The sequence below is a fragment of the Pseudomonas sp. HMWF032 genome (assembly GCF_003060885.1).
Classification (GTDB): Bacteria; Pseudomonadota; Gammaproteobacteria; order Pseudomonadales; family Pseudomonadaceae; genus Aquipseudomonas.
The window spans coordinates 827,069-845,919 of record NZ_QAIG01000005.1; the positions used below are offsets into that span (position 1 = coordinate 827,069).

Consider the following 18,851-nt stretch of genomic DNA (forward strand, 5'->3'; position numbering starts at 1 on the left):
GGAAAGCATGAGCCTGATTGCGTCTGACCACTTCCGCATCGTTGTCGGCCTCGGCAAAAGCGGCATGTCCCTGGTGCGTTTCCTCGCCCGCCAGGGGTTGCCGTTTGCCGTGGTTGATACCCGTGCCAACCCGCCGGAGCTCGCCACCTTGCGTGAGCAGTTCCCGCAGGTGGAAGTGCGTTGTGGCGAACTGGATGTGGAATTCCTCTGCCGCGCCAACGAGCTGTTGGTCAGCCCGGGTCTGGCCATTGCCACCCCGGCGCTGCAGGCAGCGGCGGCGCGTGGAGTCAAGCTGTCGGGTGATATCGACCTGTTCGCCCGCTATGCCCAGGCGCCGATCGTGGCGATTACCGGCTCCAACGCCAAAAGCACCGTGACCACCCTGGTCGGTGAGATGGCCGCAGCGGCCGGCAAGAAGGTCGCTGTCGGGGGCAATCTCGGTACGCCAGCGCTGGATCTGCTCAGTGACGACATCGAACTGTATGTCATGGAGCTGTCGAGCTTTCAGCTGGAAACCACTGACCAGCTCAACGCCGAAGTGGCGACCTGCCTGAATATCAGCGAAGACCATATGGATCGCTACGCCGATCTGCCGGCCTATCACCTGGCCAAACACCGCATCTTCCGTGGCGCACGGCAGGTGGTGGTGAACCGCGATGACGCGCTGTCGCGTCCGTTGGTGGCTGATCAACTGCCGTGCTGGTACTTCGGCTTGGGCAAGCCGGACTTCAAGCGTTTCGGCCTGCTGGAAGAAAACGGCGAGAAATCTCTGGCCTACCAGTTCGCTGCGTTGCTGCCGGTGCGTGAGCTGAAAATTCGCGGCGCGCACAACCAGTCCAACGCCCTGGCTGCTTTGGCACTGGGCCATGCTGTAGGCCTGCCGTTCGAGCCGATGTTGGCCACCCTCAAGCAGTTCGCTGGCCTGCCGCATCGCTGCCAGTGGGTTGGCGAGCGCAAAGCCGTGAGTTACTACGATGACTCCAAAGCCACCAACGTCGGCGCTGCCCTGGCAGCCATCGAAGGCCTGGGCGCGGATATCAGCGGCAAGCTGGTGCTGATCGCCGGTGGTGATGGCAAGGGCGCGGACTTTTCGGCGCTGAAAACGCCAGTCGGCAAGTTCTGCCGCGCCGTGGTACTGCTCGGTCGCGACGCCGAGCTGCTGGCTGACGCGCTGGGCGCCGCCGCGCCGCTGATCCGGGTCAACACCTTGGAAGAAGCTGTGCAGCGTGCTGCAGAGCTGGCTGAGGCGGGCGATGCCGTGCTGCTGTCACCGGCCTGCGCCAGCCTGGACATGTTCAAAAATTTCGAAGAGCGCGGGCGTCTGTTCGCCCAGGCTGTGGAGGGCTTGCAATGATGCTGGCCCGCCTGCTCGCCGCCCCTTCACCGCTGCATACCCGTCGTGGGATCGACATTGATTTCCCGCTGCTGGCTGGCTGCCTGGCACTGCTGGGGTTAGGCCTGGTGATGATTGCTTCGGCGTCCTCGGAAGTGGCGGCGGCGCAGTCGGGCAACCCGCTGTACCACATGATTCGTCACCTGGTTTATCTCGCCATTGGCACCGGGGCTGCGTTGACAACCCTGCTGGTGCCGATGGCACTGTGGCAACGTTACAGTGGCACGCTGCTGCTGGTGGCTGTGCTGCTGCTGATTCTGGTGTTGCTGCCGGGTATTGGCCGTGAGGTTAACGGGGCCAAGCGCTGGATCGGCTTTGGCATCTTCAACCTGCAGCCGTCCGAGCTGGCCAAGCTATTCAGCGTGATGTTTATCGCCGCCTACCTGGTGCGTCGTCAGGAAGAAGTGCGCGAGAAGCTCACCGGCTTTATCAAACCGATGCTGGTGCTGGGCCCGATTGCTGCGCTGCTGTTGGCCGAGCCGGACTTCGGCGCCACCGTGGTACTGGTGGGCGCGGCCATCGCCATGCTGTTCCTCGGTGGGGTCAACCTGCTGCGCTTTATTCCGCTGGCGGCCTGCGTACTGGGCCTTGGCGTGTTAGTGATGACCAGTCAGGCCTATCGCCTGGAGCGCCTGACCAACTTTGTCGACCCCTGGGCTGACCAGTACGGCGCCGGTTATCAGTTGAGCCAGGCGCTGATTGCCTTCGGCCGGGGTGAATGGTTTGGCGTCGGCCTGGGCAACAGCGTGCAGAAGCAGTTCTACCTGCCGGAAGCGCATACCGACTTCGTGTTTGCCGTGCTGGCCGAAGAGCTGGGCATGGTCGGTGCACTGATCACCGTTGCCCTGTTTGTCTTCGTCAGCGTGCGCGCCCTGTATATAGGGCTATGGGCGGAGAAGGCTAAGCAGTTTTTTTCGGCCTATGTGGCCTACGGTCTGGCGTTTCTGTGGATTGGCCAGGTACTGATCAATATCGGGGTGAACATCGGCCTGCTGCCGACCAAAGGTCTGACGCTGCCATTTCTCAGCTACGGCGGCAGCTCGCTGGTGATCTGCTGCGTCAGCCTGGCGCTGTTGCTGCGCATCGAATGGGAGCGTCGCACCCAACTGGGCAGCGAGGATGTCGATTTCAGCGAAGCCGATTTCTTCGACGGCCAGCCTGCTGAGGAGGTTCGCCATGCGCGGTAATGTACTGATCATGGCTGGCGGCACTGGCGGGCATGTATTCCCGGCGTTGGCCTGCGCCCGTGAGTTCAAGGCGCGCGGTTACAGCGTGCACTGGTTGGGCACGCCGCGCGGGATCGAGAATGAGCTGGTGCCGGCGGCTGGTCTGCCGTTGCACCTGATAGATGTCACGGGTCTGCGTGGCAAAGGCAAGCTGTCGCTGCTGAAAGCGCCGTTCCAGCTGCTCAAGGCGCTGTTCCAGGCGCGCAAAGTAATGCGCGAGCTGCAGCCGGTGTGCGTGTTGGGCATGGGCGGCTATGTCACGGGGCCTGGCGGCCTGGCCGCGCGCCTGAGCGGCGCGCCGCTGATCATCCACGAGCAGAACGCTGTGGCCGGTACGGCCAACCGCAGCCTGGTGCCATTCGCCAGCCGCGTCTGCGAAGCCTTCCCGAATACTTTCGGCAATAGCGACAAACGCCGCACCACCGGCAACCCGGTGCGCGAAGAGCTGTTCCTGGAAACCCCGCGTGATTCGCTGCGCAACCGCCAGCCACGTTTGCTGGTGCTGGGCGGCAGCCTGGGCGCCGAACCGCTGAATAAATTGCTGCCCGAAGCCCTGGCGCTGGTGGCCGCCGAGCTGCGCCCTGAGGTGTTTCATCAGGCCGGTAAACAACATGATGGCGTGACCGCTGAACGCTATCGCGCCGTTGGCGTCGAAGCGCAGGTCGCACCGTTTATCAAGGACATGGCGCGGGCCTATGCCTGGGCCGATCTGGTGGTGTGCCGGTCCGGCGCGCTGACCGTCAGCGAGCTGGCCGCCGCCGGCCTGCCAGCGTTCCTGCTGCCGCTGCCGCATGCCATTGACGATCACCAGACCCGCAATGCCGATTATCTGGCCAGTGCCGGCGCTGCCGTGCTGCTGCCACAACGTTCCACTGACGCCGCCAAGCTGGCTGCGCAGCTGACCGAGGTTTTGATGCACCCCGAACAACTCACTCACATGGCGCAGACGGCTCGTCGCCTGGCCAAGCCCGATGCAACCTGCACCGTCGTCGATATCTGCCTGGAGGTGGCCCGTGGCTAAGTCTCCCGCCGCTGCACGCTCGGAAATCCGCCGCATGCGCCGCATTCGCCGCATCCACTTTGTAGGGATCGGTGGTGCCGGCATGTGCGGTATCGCCGAAGTGCTGCTCAACCTCGGTTATGAAGTGTCCGGCTCCGATCTGAAAGCCTCGGCTGTGACCGAGCGCCTGGAAACCTTCGGCGCACAGATCTTTATCGGTCACCGCGCCGAGAACGCCGAGCAAGCCGACGTGCTGGTGGTCTCCAGCGCGGTGAATACCAGCAACCCGGAAGTCGCCACGGCGCTTGAGCGTCGTATTCCGGTGGTGCCGCGTGCCGAAATGCTCGCCGAGCTGATGCGTTACCGTCATGGCATCGCCGTGGCCGGTACCCATGGCAAGACCACCACCACCAGCCTGCTGGCCTCGGTGTTCGCTGCTGGTGGTCTGGACCCGACATTCGTGATTGGTGGCCGGCTGAATGCTGCCGGCACCAACGCCCAGCTGGGCAGCAGCCGTTACCTGATCGCCGAAGCCGATGAGAGTGACGCCAGCTTCCTGCACCTGCAGCCGATGGTCTCGGTGGTCACCAATATCGACATGGACCACATGAGTACCTATGGCGGTGACTTCAACAAGTTGAAGAAAACCTTCATCGAGTTCCTCCACAACCTGCCGTTTTACGGCCTGGCGGTGATGTGTGTGGATGACCCGATCGTGCGCGAGATTCTCCCGCAAGTGGCGCGTCCAACCGTGACCTATGGCTTTGATGAAGACGCTGATGTGCGTGCCATCAATGTCCGTCAGCAGGGCATGCAGACGTTTTTCACCGTGCTGCGCAATGGCCGCGAGCCGTTGGATGTGTCGGTGAACATGCCGGGCAACCACAACGTGCTGAATGCCCTGGCCACCATCGCCATCGCCAGCGACGAAGGCATCAGCGATGACGCCATCGTCCAGGGCTTATCGCAGTTCCAGGGCGTCGGTCGGCGCTTCCAGGTCTACGGCGAGCTGCCGGTGGACGGCGGCAGCGTGATGCTGGTCGATGATTACGGCCATCACCCACGCGAAGTCGCGGCGGTGATCAAGGCTGTGCGTGGTGGGTGGCCGGAGCGCCGCTTGGTGATGGTTTACCAGCCGCACCGCTTTAGCCGTACCCGCGACCTGTATGACGATTTCGTGCAGGTCCTCGGTGATGCCCAGGTGCTGTTGCTGATGGAAGTCTACCCGGCCGGTGAAGCGCCGATTCCAGGCGCTGACAGCCGCAATCTGTGCCACAGCATCCGTCAGCGTGGCCATCTCGACCCGATCTATATCGAGCGCGGTGTGGACCTCGCGCCCATCGTCAAGCCGCTGCTGCGCGCGGGCGACATTCTTCTCTGCCAAGGTGCCGGCGATATCGGCGGCCTGGCTCCGCAACTGTTGCAAAGTCCGCTGTTCGCAGCGACCGAAGGTAAGTTGAAATGAGTGCTGCCAGTCTGCAATCACAATTTCCGGTCAGCGCCTTTGGGCGTGTGGCCGTGCTGTTCGGTGGCAAAAGTGCCGAGCGTGAAGTCTCGCTGAAGTCCGGCAATGCCGTGCTGCAAGCGCTGCTGGCTGCAGGTGTGGATGCATTCGGCATCGACGCAGGCGATGACCTGCTGCAGCGCCTGACTGCCGAGAAAATCGACCGCGCCTTTATCGTGTTGCATGGCCGTGGCGGCGAAGACGGTTCGGTGCAGGGCTTGCTTGAGTGTGCCGGGATTCCTTACACCGGCAGCGGCATCCTGGCTTCAGCCCTGGCCATGGACAAGCTACGCACCAAGCGCGTTTGGCTGAGCCTCGGTCTGCCGACGCCGGCCCACGCGGCGCTGGCCAGCGAAGCCGACTGCCATGCGGCGGCGGCTGAGCTGGGTTTCCCGCTGTTCGTCAAACCGGCCCATGAGGGCTCGAGCATTGGCATGGCCAAGGTCAACGATATCGATGCCCTGATTACTGCCTGGAAAGAAGCCAGCCGCTACGACTCGCAGGTGCTGGTCGAGCAGATGATCGCCGGTCCGGAATTCACCATCGCCATGCTGCGCGGTCAGGTGCTGCCGCCGATTGCCCTGGGCACGCCGCACAGCTTCTACGACTACGACGCCAAGTACCTGGCCAATGACACGCAGTACCGCATCCCGTGCGGCCTCTCGGCGGAGAAGGAGGCTGAGCTGAAAGACCTCACCGCGCGCGCCTGTGAAGCGGTCGGCACCCAGGGTTGGGCCCGCGCCGACGTGATGCAGGACGCTGACGGCAAGTTCTGGCTGCTTGAAGTCAACACCGTGCCAGGCATGACTGACCACAGCCTGGTGCCGATGGCGGCGCGTGCTGCCGGTCTGGATTTTCAACAACTGGTGTTGGCGATTCTGGCCGACAGCCTTGAGGCGCGAGGTTAAGTCATGACGGCCACCTTGCGTCACCAGCCAGGTTCGAACCGCGCCCCCGTGCGCGGTAAGCCTGCGCAGCGCGGCGCCAGCCGTTTGGTGGCCAAGGAGCCGATCAGCCTGCGGATGAACCTGCCGAAGGCACGCTTCACGGGCATGGGCGGTTGGCTGAAGCGTCTGACTTGGCCGCTGTTGCTGCTCGGTCTGGGCTATGGCACATACGAGTTGTCATTGCGCGCGCTGCCCTATGCCGATCAGCCGATTGCGCGAATCAGCGTCGAGGGCGACCTCAGCTACGTCAATCAGCAGGCCGTGCAGCAGCGGATTGCGCCCTATGCCAGTGCCAGCTTCTTCAAGGTGGACCTGCTCAGCCTGCGTCGCGAACTGGAACTGATGCCGTGGATTGCCAGCGCCCAAGTGCGTCGCGTATGGCCGGATCAGTTGGTGGTGCGTTTGGAAGAGCAGCTACCGATTGCCCGCTGGGGCGATGAGGCACTGCTGAACAATCAGGGTGAAGCGTTTGCCCCGCAGGAAGTCAGCAATTATCAGCACCTGCCGCAGCTGTACGGTCCGCGCCGTGCCCAGCAGCAGGTGATGCAGCAATACCAGGTGCTCAGCCAGATGCTGCGGCCCATGGGATTTTCCGTGGCGCGGTTGGAGTTGCGTGAGCGCGGCAGCTGGTTTCTCTCCACCGGGCAGGGCATCGAGCTGCTGCTGGGGCGTGACCATTTGGTGGAAAAAATGCGCCGCTTCTCGGCCATCTACAACAAGGCCTTGAAAGAGCAACAAACGAATATCGCGCGTATCGATCTGCGCTATGCCAACGGCCTGGCCGTGGCGTGGCGTGAGCCGGTAGCGCCTGCAGCGGCACCCACCGCTGTCGTGCAGTGAATCAGGAGAAGACAAGAGCCATGGCAAACGTGCAGAGCGGCAAGATGATCGTCGGCCTCGACATTGGCACCTCCAAGGTAGTGGCGTTGGTAGGTGAGGTGAATGCAGACGGCCAACTGGAAATCGTCGGCATCGGCACCCATCCGTCGCGCGGCCTGAAAAAGGGCGTGGTGGTGAATATCGAATCTACCGTGCAGTCGATCCAGCGCGCCGTGGAGGAAGCCCAGCTGATGGCCGGTTGCCGTATCCACTCGGCCTTCGTCGGCGTGGCTGGCAACCATATACGCAGTCTCAATAGCCATGGCATCGTCGCCATCCGTGATCGTGAAGTCAGCCCGGCGGATCTAGAACGCGTACTCGACGCCGCTCAGGCCGTGGCCATTCCTGCCGATCAGCGCGTGCTGCACACCTTGCCGCAGGACTACGTGATCGATAACCAGGAAGGCGTGCGTGAGCCGCTGGGCATGTCTGGTGTGCGCCTGGAAGCCAAGGTGCACGTAGTTACCTGTGCCGTAAATGCCGCGCAGAACATCGAGAAGTGCGTGCGCCGTTGCGGCCTGGAAGTCGACGACATCATTCTTGAGCAGCTGGCCTCCGCTTATGCAGTGCTGACCGACGACGAGAAAGAGCTGGGCGTGTGCCTGGTGGACATCGGTGGTGGAACAACTGACATCTGTATCTTCACCGAAGGTGCGATTCGTCACACTGCGGTGATCCCGATTGCCGGTGACCAGGTGACCAACGACATCGCCATGGCCCTGCGTACGCCGACCCAGTACGCTGAAGAAATCAAGATTCGCTATGCCTGCGCGCTGGCCAAACTGGCCGGAGCCGGTGAAACCATCAAGGTGCCAAGCGTCGGTGATCGCCCGCCGCGTGACCTGTCGCGTCAGTCCCTGGCCGAAGTGGTCGAGCCGCGCTACGACGAGCTGTTCACCCTGATTCAGGCGGAACTGCGCCGCAGCGGCTACGAGGACCTGATCCCCGCCGGGATCGTCCTCACCGGTGGTACCGCGAAGATGGAAGGCGCCGTCGAGCTGGCCGAAGAAATTTTTCATATGCCGGTGCGTCTGGGCGTGCCCCAGGGTGTCAAAGGATTGGCTGATGTGGTGCGTAACCCCATCTATTCCACAGGCGTAGGCCTGCTGCTGTACGGGCTGCAAAAGCAGGCCGACGGTATTTCCATGTCTGCGCTTGGCAGTTACAGCGATGAACCCAAACAACCTGTGCTGGAACGGCTGAAACGCTGGGTCCAGGGCAACTTCTGATTTTGCAGTAGGCGTTACAACTAGAAAGTAAAAAGGAGAGGGAAAATGTTCGAACTCGTAGACAGCGCTCCACAAAGTGCAGTTATCAAGGTGATCGGCGTGGGCGGTGGCGGCGGCAACGCAGTCAACCACATGGCGAAGAACAACATCGAAGGTGTGGAATTCATCTGCGCCAATACCGATGCTCAAGCCCTGAAAAACATCGGCGCGCGCACCGTGCTGCAACTGGGCACTGCGGTGACCAAAGGTCTCGGCGCTGGCGCCAATCCGGAAGTCGGCCGCCAAGCAGCCATGGAAGACCGCGAGCGCATCGCTGAAGTGCTGCAAGGCACCGATATGGTCTTTATCACCACCGGTATGGGCGGCGGCACCGGCACCGGTGCTGCGCCCGTCATCGCTCAGGTGGCCAAGGAAATGGGCATCCTCACCGTTGCGGTGGTGACCCGTCCGTTCCCGTTCGAAGGCAAGAAGCGCATGCTGATTGCTGAAGAAGGTATTCGCGCGCTGTCGGAAAGCGTCGATTCGCTGATCACCATCCCCAACGAAAAATTGCTGACCATCCTCGGCAAAGACGCCAGCCTGCTGTCGGCTTTCGCCAAGGCTGACGATGTGCTGGCCGGTGCCGTACGCGGTATCTCCGACATCATCAAGCGTCCGGGCATGATCAACGTCGACTTCGCCGACGTGAAAACCGTGATGAGCGAAATGGGCATGGCGATGATGGGCACTGGCTGCGCCAGCGGTCCGAACCGTGCACGTGAAGCCACCGAAGCGGCAATCCGCAACCCGTTGCTGGAAGACGTCAACCTGCAAGGCGCACGCGGCATCCTGGTGAACATCACCGCCGGTCCTGACCTGTCCCTGGGTGAGTACTCCGACGTGGGTAACATCATCGAGCAGTTCGCCTCCGAGCACGCCACCGTCAAGGTTGGCACTGTGATCGATCCGGATATGCGCGATGAGCTGCACGTGACTGTAGTTGCCACGGGTCTGGGCGCGCGTATCGAGAAACCGGTCAAGGTTATCGACAATACTGTGCAAGTTTCTGCCAACACTGGCGGTAACGCTGCAGCCCCGGCGCGTGCTGAGCAAAGCGTCAATTACAAGGACTACGAGCGTCCGACCGTTCAGCGTCAAAGCCACGGCGGTGCGGCTACTGCGGCCAAGCTGAACCCGCAGGATGACCTGGATTATCTGGACATCCCGGCGTTTCTGCGTCGTCAGGCTGATTGATGAAATGTATCAGGAGTATTGGGGTGATTGGTGTTCAGCAAAGGCCGGTTCTGCTATCATCGCCGGCCATTGTTGAAAACTATTCGCAACTAGTGCTATAGCGGCCAAAGCCATGATCAGACAACGCACCCTGAAGAACATTATCCGCGCCACTGGCGTCGGCCTGCATTCCGGGGAAAAGGTATACCTGACCCTGAAGCCGGCACCCGTGGACACCGGTATCGTGTTCCGTCGTACCGACCTGGATCCTGTCGTGGAAATTCCCGCGCGTGCAGGCAATGTCGGTGAAACCACCATGTCGACCACGCTGGTCAATGGTGATGTCAAGGTGGATACGGTAGAGCACCTGCTTTCGGCCATGGCTGGCCTGGGCATCGATAACGCCTACGTCGAGCTCTCCGCATCCGAAGTGCCGATCATGGATGGCAGTGCGGGTCCCTTTGTATTCCTGATTCAATCGGCGGGTCTGCAGGAGCAGGAAGCCCACAAGAAGTTCATCCGCATCCTTCGCGAAGTGACCGTGGAAGAGGGCGACAAGCGCGCCACTTTCGTGCCTTTCGAAGGTTTCAAGGTGACCTTCGAGATCGATTTCGATCACCCGGTTTTCCGCAATCGCACCCAGTCGGCCAGCGTTGATTTCTCCAGCACCTCGTTTGTGAAGGAAGTCAGTCGCGCCCGTACCTTCGGTTTTATGCGTGATATCGAGTTCCTGCGTTCACAGAACCTGGCGCTCGGCGGCAGCGTAGATAACGCCATCGTGGTAGACGAATTCCGCGTGTTGAACGAAGACGGCCTGCGGTATGAGGATGAGTTCGTCAAACACAAGATTCTCGACGCGATCGGTGATCTCTACTTGCTCGGTAACAGCCTGATTGGCGAGTTCAAGGGCTTCAAATCGGGGCATGCGCTGAACAATCGCTTGCTGCGGACCTTGATCGAGCAGACCGATTCTTGGGAAGTCGTCACCTTTGACGACCCCAATACGGCGCCAATCTCTTACATGCGCCCGGTTGCGGCCGTGTAACGCAACACCCTCCTTTTTTACTTTCAAAGGCCACCCTCGGGTGGCCTTTTTTTATACCTGAGTATTGGCTTGTCTGAGCGTCTACTGATCGCTTTTGCGGTGGTTGGCGAGGCGCTCAAGGGCGGCGCGTAGCTTGGGGTCGCTGATGCTGTCGGCGGTCGCTTGGATGTTTTCTGCGGCGCTGTCGGAGAGGTTGATTGTGCGACCCGCTGCACGCCTTTCGGCAGTCGGAGGTTGCACCTTGAACAGAATCTTCGTTAAGGTCGCGAACTCTTCAAGTGCCTGCAGTTGTTTCAATAAGCGTTTTTGTTGATAGCGCAGGCGGGTGGCCCAGTGGCCATCAGTGATGATCAGCAGCAGGCAACCCTCGCGCCATGACGCTACATGGCAGTGTTCGCGAGCAGCCGGCTGCAGCTGGCTTTCCACTAGGTGCTGCAAGCGATCAATGCGTTGCGCTTGATTGAACAGCGCCTTCAGGGGTTTCGCTTCGCGCAGTAACGCGGCGGGAGCTTTGGCCGGCAAAGGACGAAAAGTCATGGCAGGACGCCTGAAAAAGTGAAGCCGCCATGGTAGCAGAATCGCTGTTGCTGACTGACGCTTCACCACTAGGGGAAGGCCGTGCACATTATCTTACTCAGTCGGCACCACGGTGCCGCGCGATCGCTTAGCCTGGACTTGCGCTGGCTGCTACTGGCGTTCGTCGTGTCGCTCGCTGCAGCCTTGGGCGGCGGGGTTGCCGTGGGGGCCTGGTGGGCACCGGCGACTGTAGCGGTGCATGACGATACGCAGCTCAATCAGGTGCTGGATCAGCAGCGTGCCGAGGTCGGTGAGGTGCGACGCGATGCCCAGCGCCAACTGGACGCCTTCGCTGTACACGTGGCTGAGTTGCAGGCTCGCCTGACTCGTCTGGATGCCTTGGGCGCGCGGCTCACCGAACTGGCGGATCTGGACGCCAGCGAATTCGATTTCTCGCTCAGCGTGGGGCAGGGCGGTGCCGAGGATGTGCTGGGCGAAGCGGCCTATGCGCCGCCGCCATTTATGGACGAGCTGGATCAGCTCAGCCTGCGCCTGGACAGCCGCGAGCAACTGCTGGAAGTGCTTGAGCAGCTGATTGGCGAGCGCCAGTTGAATGAGGCCGAGTACCTGTCCGGCATGCCGGTGCGTCAGGGGTATATGTCCTCACCGTTCGGCCGTCGTGTACATCCGCTGACCGGGCGCAATACCCAGCACAAAGGCGTCGATTTTGCCGCCAAGCCCGGCAGTGATGTGGTGGCTGTGGCCGCTGGGGTGGTGAGCTTTTCCGGTAATCGCTCCGGTTATGGGCATACCGTGGAAATCAGTCATGCCGATGGTTACACCACGCTGTATGCGCACAATCAGAGCAATCTGGTGCAGATTGGTGACCTGGTGCAGCGCGGCCAAACCATTGCCCGGGTGGGGCGCAGTGGCCGAGCCAGTGGTTATCACGTGCATTTTGAGGTGAGCAAGGATGGTCGTCTGGTCAATCCGGCCAGCTATATCGCTCGCGTGAGCGACGACGAATAACGTAGCTTTCCTCATTCGCGTTTCCGGGTAGAATGCCCGCTTCGCACGCAGCCATGAACGGCTGCATGGGTGGCTGTTCAGTCACCCTCAATCCATACGCCTGGAAGATCCTGTCGATATGTTTGCGCCTTTGTTGAAAAAACTCTTTGGAAGCAAGAACGAGCGTGAAGTCAAACGCATGCTCAAGGCGGTGCAGGCCGTCAATGCCTTCGAGGAGCAGATGCTTGCTTTGTCCGATGAGCAATTGCGTGCCAAGACGGCGGAATTCAAAGCCCGTCTGGCCAAAGGCGAAACCCTTGATCAACTGCTGGCCGAAGCCTTCGCCGTAGCCCGTGAAGCAGGCAAGCGGGTGATGGGCATGCGTCACTTCGACGTGCAGCTGATCGGCGGCATGACCTTGCACGAAGGCAAGATCGCCGAGATGCGTACCGGTGAGGGTAAGACCCTGGTGGCGACCCTGGCGGTGTACCTCAATGCACTGTCCGGAAAAGGCGTGCATGTGGTCACGGTCAACGACTACCTGGCCCGCCGCGACGCCAACTGGATGCGTCCACTGTATGAGTTTCTGGGCCTGAGCGTCGGCATTGTCACGCCGTTCATGCCGCCGGAAGAGAAGCGCACCGCCTACGCGGCCGATATCACCTACGGCACCAACAACGAATTCGGTTTCGATTACTTGCGCGACAATATGGCCTTCAGCCTGGAAGAAAAATTCCAGCGCGAGCTGAATTTTGCCGTAATCGACGAAGTTGACTCCATTCTCATCGACGAAGCGCGTACCCCGCTGATCATCTCCGGGCAGGCCGAAGACAGCTCGCGCCTCTATACCGAGATCAACAAACTGATCCCGCGCCTCAAGCTGCACATTGAGGAAGAAGAGGGCGTGGTGACTCAGGAAGGTCACTACAAGGTTGACGAGAAATCCCGTCAGGTTGAGTTGAACGAAGCCGGTCACCAGTACGTTGAAGAAATGCTCACCGAAGTCGGCTTGCTGGCCGAAGGCGAGAGCCTCTACTCGGCGCACAACCTGGGCCTGCTGACCCATGTGTACTCGGGCTTGCGTGCGCACAAGTTGTTCCACCGCAACGTCGAATACATCGTGCAGAACAATCAAGTGCTGCTGATTGACGAGCATACCGGCCGTACCATGCCGGGTCGTCGTCTGTCCGAGGGTTTGCACCAGGCCATCGAAGCCAAAGAAGGCCTGCCGATCCAGGCCGAGAGCCAGACTCTGGCCTCGACCACCTTCCAGAACTATTTCCGCCTCTACACCAAACTGTCCGGCATGACCGGTACAGCGGATACCGAAGCGTTCGAGTTCCATCAGATTTACGGTCTGGCGGTGATCGTCATCCCGACCAACCGTGCTCTGGCGCGCAAGGACTTTAACGACCTGGTGTACCTGACAGCGGACGAGAAGTACGCCGCCATTGTCACCGATATCAAGGAAAGCATGGCCCAGGGCCGTCCGGTGCTGGTCGGTACGGCTACTATCGAAACCTCCGAGCACATGTCCAAATTGCTCAATCAGGAAGGCATCGAGCACAAGGTGCTCAACGCCAAGTTCCATGAGAAGGAAGCCGAGATCATTGCCCAGGCCGGTCGCCCGGGTGCGCTGACCATCGCCACCAACATGGCCGGTCGTGGTACTGACATCCTGCTGGGCGGTAACTGGGAGGTCGAAGTGGCCAACCTGGAAAACGCCACGCCTGAGCAGATCGCGCAGATCAAAGCCGACTGGCAGAAGCGTCATCAGCAGGTGATTGAGGCTGGTGGTCTGCACGTGATTGCCTCCGAACGTCACGAGTCGCGCCGTATCGACAACCAGTTGCGTGGTCGTGCTGGCCGTCAGGGTGACCCGGGTTCCAGCCGCTTCTACCTGTCGCTGGAAGACAACCTGATGCGCATCTTCGCCTCGGATCGGGTGAAGAACTTCATGAAGGCCCTGGGCATGCAGTCCGGTGAAGCCATCGAACACCGCATGGTCAGCAACGCCATCGAGAAGGCCCAGCGTAAGGTTGAAGGCCGCAACTTCGACATGCGTAAGCAGTTGTTGGAATTCGATGACGTGGCCAACGAGCAGCGCAAGGTGATTTACCACATGCGCAACACGCTGCTGGCGGCCGATAACATTGGCGAAACCATCGCCGATTTCCGTCAGGAAGTACTGGACAGCACCATTAATCAGCACATTGCGCCGCAATCGCTGCCTGAGCAGTGGGATATCGCTGGCCTGGAAGATGCCCTCTACAGCGGCTTCAACCTGCGTCTGCCGGTTCAGCAGTGGCTCGACGAAGACGACAAACTGTACGAGGAAACCCTGCGCGCACGCATCCTCGACGAATTGGTCAAGGCTTACAACGAGAAGGAAAACGAGGCCAGCGCCGAAGCCCTGCGCACCTTCGAGAAGCAGATTCTGCTGCGCGTGCTGGACGACCTGTGGAAAGACCACCTGTCGACCATGGATCACCTGCGTCACGGTATCCACCTGCGTGGCTATGCGCAGAAGAACCCCAAGCAGGAGTACAAGCGCGAGTCCTTCACCCTGTTCCAGGAGCTGCTGGAGTCGATCAAGCGCGACACCATCCGCGTGCTGTCGCATGTGCAGGTGCGTCGCGAAGACCCGGCCGAAGAAGAAGCCCGTCTGCGTCGCGAAGCCGAAGCGCTGGCTGAGCGTATGCAGTTCCAGCACGCCGAAGCTTCGGCCCTGCTGCCGGAAGCCAGCGAGGAAGAGGGTGATCTGGCGGTGGCTACCGCACCCGTACGTACCGAGCCGAAGATCGGCCGTAACGAGCCGTGCCCTTGTGGTTCCGGCAAGAAGTACAAGCACTGCCACGGTCAGGTCAGCTAGGCCTGCCGTGTATCGAGGGTTGGGCCGACAGTGACGTTGGCGATGCATGACCCCGCTTGATTAACGCCGCGAACGGTCTGACCGCTCGCGGCGTTTTACCATCGCAATCAGACGTATCACCACCTTAAGGAGCGTTCGCTATGGCTGTTGGTCTTGGCCCGTTGTCTACCCTGCACCCGGTTCCAGGTTTCGAATTGGGCATCGCTTCGGCGGGCATCAAGCGTCCGGGGCGCAAGGATGTGGTGGTGATGCGCTGTGCCGAAGGCTCCACCGTAGCCGGGGTGTTCACCCTCAATGCATTCTGCGCCGCACCCGTGATTCTGGCCAAGAAGCGCGTCCAGGGCAGTGTGCGTTACCTGTTGACCAACACCGGTAATGCCAACGCAGGCACTGGCGAACCGGGCCTGCAGAATGCCACGCGCACCTGTGCGGCCCTGGCCAAACTGACCGGCGTGGATGACAGCGCGGTACTGCCGTTCTCCACCGGGGTGATCGGCGAGCCGCTGCCGGTTGAGAAGATCGAAGGTGCCCTGCAAGCTGCGCTTGATGATTTGGACGAAAACCACTGGGCTGAAGCTGCCACCGGCATCATGACCACCGACACGCTGCCCAAGGGCGCCAGCCGCCAGTTCCAGCACGATGGTGTGACGGTTACTGTGACCGGCATCAGCAAGGGTGCTGGGATGATTCGCCCGAACATGGCGACCATGTTGGGTTACATCGCCACTGACGCCAAGGTGGTGCGTAGCGTGCTGCAGGATCTGGTGCGCGACGCGGCGAACAAATCCTTCAACCGCATCACCATCGATGGCGATACCTCGACCAACGATTGCTGCATGTTGATTGCCACCGGTCAGGCCAAGCTGCCGGAAATCAGCGAAGCCAACGGCGAGCTGTTCGCCAAGCTCAAGCAGGCGGTGTTCGACGTGTTCATGGAAGTGGCGCAGGCCATCGTGCGTGACGGCGAGGGCGCAACCAAGTTCGTTACCGTACAGGTCAACGGCGGTGGCACGCATCAGGAATGCCTGGATGTGGCCTATGCCGTGGCCCATTCGCCGCTGATCAAAACGGCGTTGTTTGCTTCCGACCCGAACTGGGGGCGCATTCTCGCCGCTGTTGGTTACGCCGGTGTAGCGCAACTGGATGTGAGCAAGATCGACGTGTTCCTGGGTGATGTGTGCATCGCCAGCCGTGGCTGCCGCGCGGCGACCTACACCGAAGAGCAGGGCGCTGCGGTCATGGCTCGGGAAGAAATCAGCATCCGCATCGAACTGGGTCGCGGCGCGTGCAGTGAGACTATCTGGACCACCGACCTGTCCCACGAGTACGTGAAGATCAACGCCGAATACCGCACCTGATCTTTCACCCCCTAGCTGTTTGACGGCCCGCATTCCCGTTGTTCATGCCCCCATGCACAACGGGAATTTGCTATTGCGCCAGTCGCCTTTTAAGGTCATTGACCTTCTTGCATCGAGCGCAGCCCATGTCATTTACTCTGGTTATTGGCGACAAAACCTATTCGTCCTGGTCGCTGCGGGCGGCGCTGGCACTTGAACTGACCGGCGCTGCCTACACCGAACAGCTGATCACCCTGAACCGACCTGATACCCGCGCGCGGATTCTGCAGCACTCGCCGACCGGCAAGGTGCCGCTGTTGATCTGTGAGGATGGGCCCATCTGGGATTCGCTGGCGATTGCCGAGTACCTGGCCGAGTGTTTCCCTGCTGCTCAGCTGTGGCCTCAGGCGCGAGCTGCCCGCGCGCTGGCGCGCAGTGCCTGCTCCGAGATGCACAGCGGCTTTGCCGCGCTGCGCAGCCATCTGCCGATGGACCTCAAACGCAATCAGGCGCTGACTGAGATACCGGCCGATGCCGTGGCCGATATCCAGCGCATCTGCGTGCTGTGGGCCGAGTGCCGGCAGCGCTTTGCTCAGGAAGGCGGGTTCCTGTTTGGTCAGCCAACTCTGGCGGATGCCTTTTTTGCCCCGGTGGCGGCGCGTCTACGCAGTTATCAGGTGGCGCTGCCGGCAGAGGCTGCCGCCTATGTCGACACCATCTATCAATGGCCGGCGTTTCAGCGCTGGTACCAAGCTGCCCAGGAGGAACATCTGGCGTGAAACGTATTCATGTAGCCGCTGCGGTGATTCGTGGCGTGGATGGGCAGATCCTGCTCGCCAAACGGCCCGAAGATAAGCATCAGGGCGGCCTGTGGGAGTTTCCCGGTGGCAAGGTCGAGGCCAGCGAGGCGGTGCAGACCGCCCTGGCCCGTGAGCTGGACGAGGAGCTGGGCATTCGCCCCACTGCCGCGCGGCCGTTGATTCAGGTGCGCCACGATTACCCGGATAAGCAGGTGCTGCTGGATGTCTGGGAGGTCTCGGCGTTTACCGGTGAACCCCACGGCGTCGAAGGCCAGCCGCTGGCCTGGGTCAGCCCGCGGCAGTTGGGCGATTATGAGTTTCCCGCCGCCAACCGGCCGATTGTCGCGGCCGCGCGTTTGCCCGAGCATTATCTGATCACCCCGGAAGGGCTGAGCGGACCTGAGTTGCTACGTGGCATCCAGACTGCCCTGAAGAGCGGGATTCGCCTGCTGCAACTGCGTGCCCCGGCAATGTTTGATGCGCAGTATCGCGATATTGCCGTGGATGCCCTCGGCCTCTGCGCGGGCAAGGCGCAGCTGATGCTCAAGGGGCCGTTGGAGTGGCTGGGCGACTTTCCCGCTGCCGGCTGGCACCTGACGGCGCAGCAGTTGCGTGATTTGAGCGCTGGCGGTCGGCCGTTTCCCTTGCAGCGCTGGCTGGCGGCCTCCTGCCACACTGCGCAGGAGCTGGCGTTGGCTACACAGATGGGCGTGGATTTCATCACCCTGTCGCCGGTGCAAGCCACGCAGACCCACCCCGAAGCACAGCCGCTGGGCTGGGCACAGGTTGCCGAGCTGCTGCAGGGCTTCAACCAGCCGGCTTATCTGCTCGGCGGCGTGACCCCGGCCGACGTGGAGCGGGCCTGGGCGGTCGGCGCCCAGGGCGTGGCGGGTATTCGCGCGTTCTGGCCGGAGTGAGTCCGTTTATGTGTCTGCCTGATTGAGTGCGTTGATGTCTGTTGAGGCCCGTTCCCCGTCCAACATGCGCCCCAGCACCCTGCATTTGCCGCGTGGCAACTGGGCGACGGTGTTCGAGTGCCTGTGCGCGCATTTCCCGGCTATTACCCCGGCGGTGTGGCAGGAGCGGATCGTCCGAGGGCGGGTGCTTGACGCGCAGGGGCAGCCGCTCGGCATAACATCGGCTTATCGCGAAGGGCTTAAAGTGCACTACTTTCGTGAGGTGCCGGCGGAGACGCCGATTCCTTTCGAAGAAACCGTGTTGCATATCGATGAACACCTGCTGGTGGCTGACAAACCGCATTTTCTGCCGGTGATGCCCGCCGGTGAATACGTCGAGCAGACATTGCAGGCGCGGCTGGCCAAGCGCCTGGGCAATGCCGACCTGGTGCCGCTGCACCGGATTGATCGGCACACCGCGGGGCTGGTGTTGTTCTCTACCAGCCCTGCCAGCCGTGGTCAGTACCAGGCGTTGTTTCGCTTGCGGCAGATGGACAAGTGCTACGAGGCGCTGGCGGCGGCCTTGCCGCAGTTGGACTTTCCGTTGTTGCGGGCGACGCGACTGGAGGGTGCTGAGCCGTTCTTTCGCATGCAGGAAGTGGTCGGTGAGGCGAATACGGAAACCCGTATCGAAGTCGCCCAGCGCCTGGGCGAGCACTGGTTGTACCGGCTGTACCCGGTTACCGGGAAGAAGCATCAACTGCGGGTGCACCTGGCCGCGCTGGGCGCGCCGATCCTCAATGATCCGTTCTATCCCGAGGTCACGGACGCGCCAGATGCACCGGATGACTACAGCAAACCGCTCAAGTTGCTGGCCAGGGGGCTGAGCTTTATCGACCCGCTAAGCGGTGAGCGGCGCGAATTCGAAAGCCAACTGAGTTTGCTCTGAAATCGTAGGGTGGATGAACACAGTGTCATCCACCCTAC

The 18,851-nt window shown here is 61.3% G+C and carries 16 protein-coding genes; 15 read left to right on the forward strand and 1 reads right to left on the reverse strand.

Annotation, left to right across the window (positions count from 1 at the left end; genetic code table 11):
* The first annotated feature begins 7 nt into the window (after positions 1–7).
* The 9 genes from murD (at position 8) to lpxC (ending at position 10,435) form a co-directional block, all read left to right on the forward strand.
* Positions 8–1,354 carry a UDP-N-acetylmuramoyl-L-alanine--D-glutamate ligase gene (gene murD / locus DBR00_RS06605; RefSeq protein ID WP_108489638.1) on the forward strand — a complete coding sequence of 449 codons (1,347 nt, stop codon included), beginning with the start codon at positions 8–10 and terminating at the stop codon, positions 1,352–1,354.
* On the forward strand, positions 1,354–2,580 hold the full coding sequence (gene ftsW / locus DBR00_RS06610) for a putative lipid II flippase FtsW (protein ID WP_108538049.1): 1,227 nt from the start codon (positions 1,354–1,356) through the stop codon (positions 2,578–2,580). Before murD ends, ftsW begins: the two co-directional genes overlap by 1 nt.
* Positions 2,570–3,640: an undecaprenyldiphospho-muramoylpentapeptide beta-N-acetylglucosaminyltransferase gene (gene murG, locus DBR00_RS06615; protein WP_108488774.1), complete on the forward strand. Its 1,071-nt coding sequence runs from the start codon at positions 2,570–2,572 to the stop codon at positions 3,638–3,640. The genes ftsW and murG overlap by 11 nt, the downstream gene beginning before the upstream one ends.
* A 34-nt stretch (positions 3,641–3,674) precedes the next feature.
* Positions 3,675–5,084, forward strand: a complete 1,410-nt coding sequence (gene murC / locus DBR00_RS06620; protein WP_218276610.1) for a UDP-N-acetylmuramate--L-alanine ligase — start codon at positions 3,675–3,677, stop codon at positions 5,082–5,084.
* Positions 5,081–6,031, forward strand: a complete 951-nt coding sequence (locus DBR00_RS06625; RefSeq protein ID WP_108488772.1) for a D-alanine--D-alanine ligase — start codon at positions 5,081–5,083, stop codon at positions 6,029–6,031. Before murC ends, DBR00_RS06625 begins: the two co-directional genes overlap by 4 nt.
* A gap of 3 nt (positions 6,032–6,034) precedes the next feature.
* Positions 6,035–6,910, forward strand: coding sequence for a cell division protein FtsQ/DivIB (locus tag DBR00_RS06630; RefSeq protein ID WP_108488771.1), 876 nt, complete (start codon positions 6,035–6,037; stop codon positions 6,908–6,910).
* Between the two features lie 20 nt (positions 6,911–6,930).
* Positions 6,931–8,178, forward strand: a complete 1,248-nt coding sequence (gene ftsA / locus DBR00_RS06635; RefSeq protein ID WP_090251236.1) for a cell division protein FtsA — start codon at positions 6,931–6,933, stop codon at positions 8,176–8,178.
* Between the two features lie 45 nt (positions 8,179–8,223).
* Positions 8,224–9,411, forward strand: a complete 1,188-nt coding sequence (ftsZ, locus tag DBR00_RS06640) for a cell division protein FtsZ (protein WP_108488770.1) — start codon at positions 8,224–8,226, stop codon at positions 9,409–9,411.
* Between the two features lie 112 nt (positions 9,412–9,523).
* A complete protein-coding gene (gene lpxC / locus DBR00_RS06645) occupies positions 9,524–10,435 on the forward strand; it encodes a UDP-3-O-acyl-N-acetylglucosamine deacetylase (protein ID WP_108488769.1) in 912 nt (303 codons plus the stop codon).
* Positions 10,436–10,516: 81 nt separating this feature from the next.
* On the opposite strand, the gene DBR00_RS06650 is transcribed toward lpxC, so the two are convergent.
* Complete coding sequence (locus DBR00_RS06650) at positions 10,517–10,972, reverse strand: DUF721 domain-containing protein (RefSeq protein ID WP_108488768.1); 456 nt, start codon at positions 10,970–10,972, stop codon at positions 10,517–10,519.
* Positions 10,973–11,053: 81 nt separating this feature from the next.
* On the opposite strand from DBR00_RS06650, the gene DBR00_RS06655 reads away from it, so the two are divergent.
* The 6 genes from DBR00_RS06655 (at position 11,054) to DBR00_RS06680 (ending at position 18,813) form a co-directional block, all read left to right on the forward strand.
* Positions 11,054–11,980 carry a M23 family metallopeptidase gene (locus DBR00_RS06655; protein ID WP_108538028.1) on the forward strand — a complete coding sequence of 309 codons (927 nt, stop codon included), beginning with the start codon at positions 11,054–11,056 and terminating at the stop codon, positions 11,978–11,980.
* A 118-nt stretch (positions 11,981–12,098) separates the two neighbouring features.
* A complete protein-coding gene (gene secA / locus DBR00_RS06660) occupies positions 12,099–14,831 on the forward strand; it encodes a preprotein translocase subunit SecA (protein WP_108486214.1) in 2,733 nt (910 codons plus the stop codon).
* 140 nt (positions 14,832–14,971) lie between these two features.
* Positions 14,972–16,189 carry a bifunctional glutamate N-acetyltransferase/amino-acid acetyltransferase ArgJ gene (argJ, locus tag DBR00_RS06665; RefSeq protein ID WP_108486213.1) on the forward strand — a complete coding sequence of 406 codons (1,218 nt, stop codon included), beginning with the start codon at positions 14,972–14,974 and terminating at the stop codon, positions 16,187–16,189.
* Positions 16,190–16,314: 125 nt separating this feature from the next.
* Positions 16,315–16,947 carry a glutathione S-transferase family protein gene (locus tag DBR00_RS06670; RefSeq protein ID WP_108486212.1) on the forward strand — a complete coding sequence of 211 codons (633 nt, stop codon included), beginning with the start codon at positions 16,315–16,317 and terminating at the stop codon, positions 16,945–16,947.
* Positions 16,944–17,885, forward strand: a complete 942-nt coding sequence (locus tag DBR00_RS06675) for a Nudix family hydrolase (RefSeq protein ID WP_108486211.1) — start codon at positions 16,944–16,946, stop codon at positions 17,883–17,885. Before DBR00_RS06670 ends, DBR00_RS06675 begins: the two co-directional genes overlap by 4 nt.
* Positions 17,886–17,919: 34 nt before the next feature.
* Positions 17,920–18,813 (forward strand): RluA family pseudouridine synthase, encoded by an 894-nt coding sequence (locus DBR00_RS06680; RefSeq protein WP_108486210.1) that lies wholly within the window; start codon positions 17,920–17,922, stop codon positions 18,811–18,813.
* Positions 18,814–18,851 lie beyond the last annotated feature (38 nt).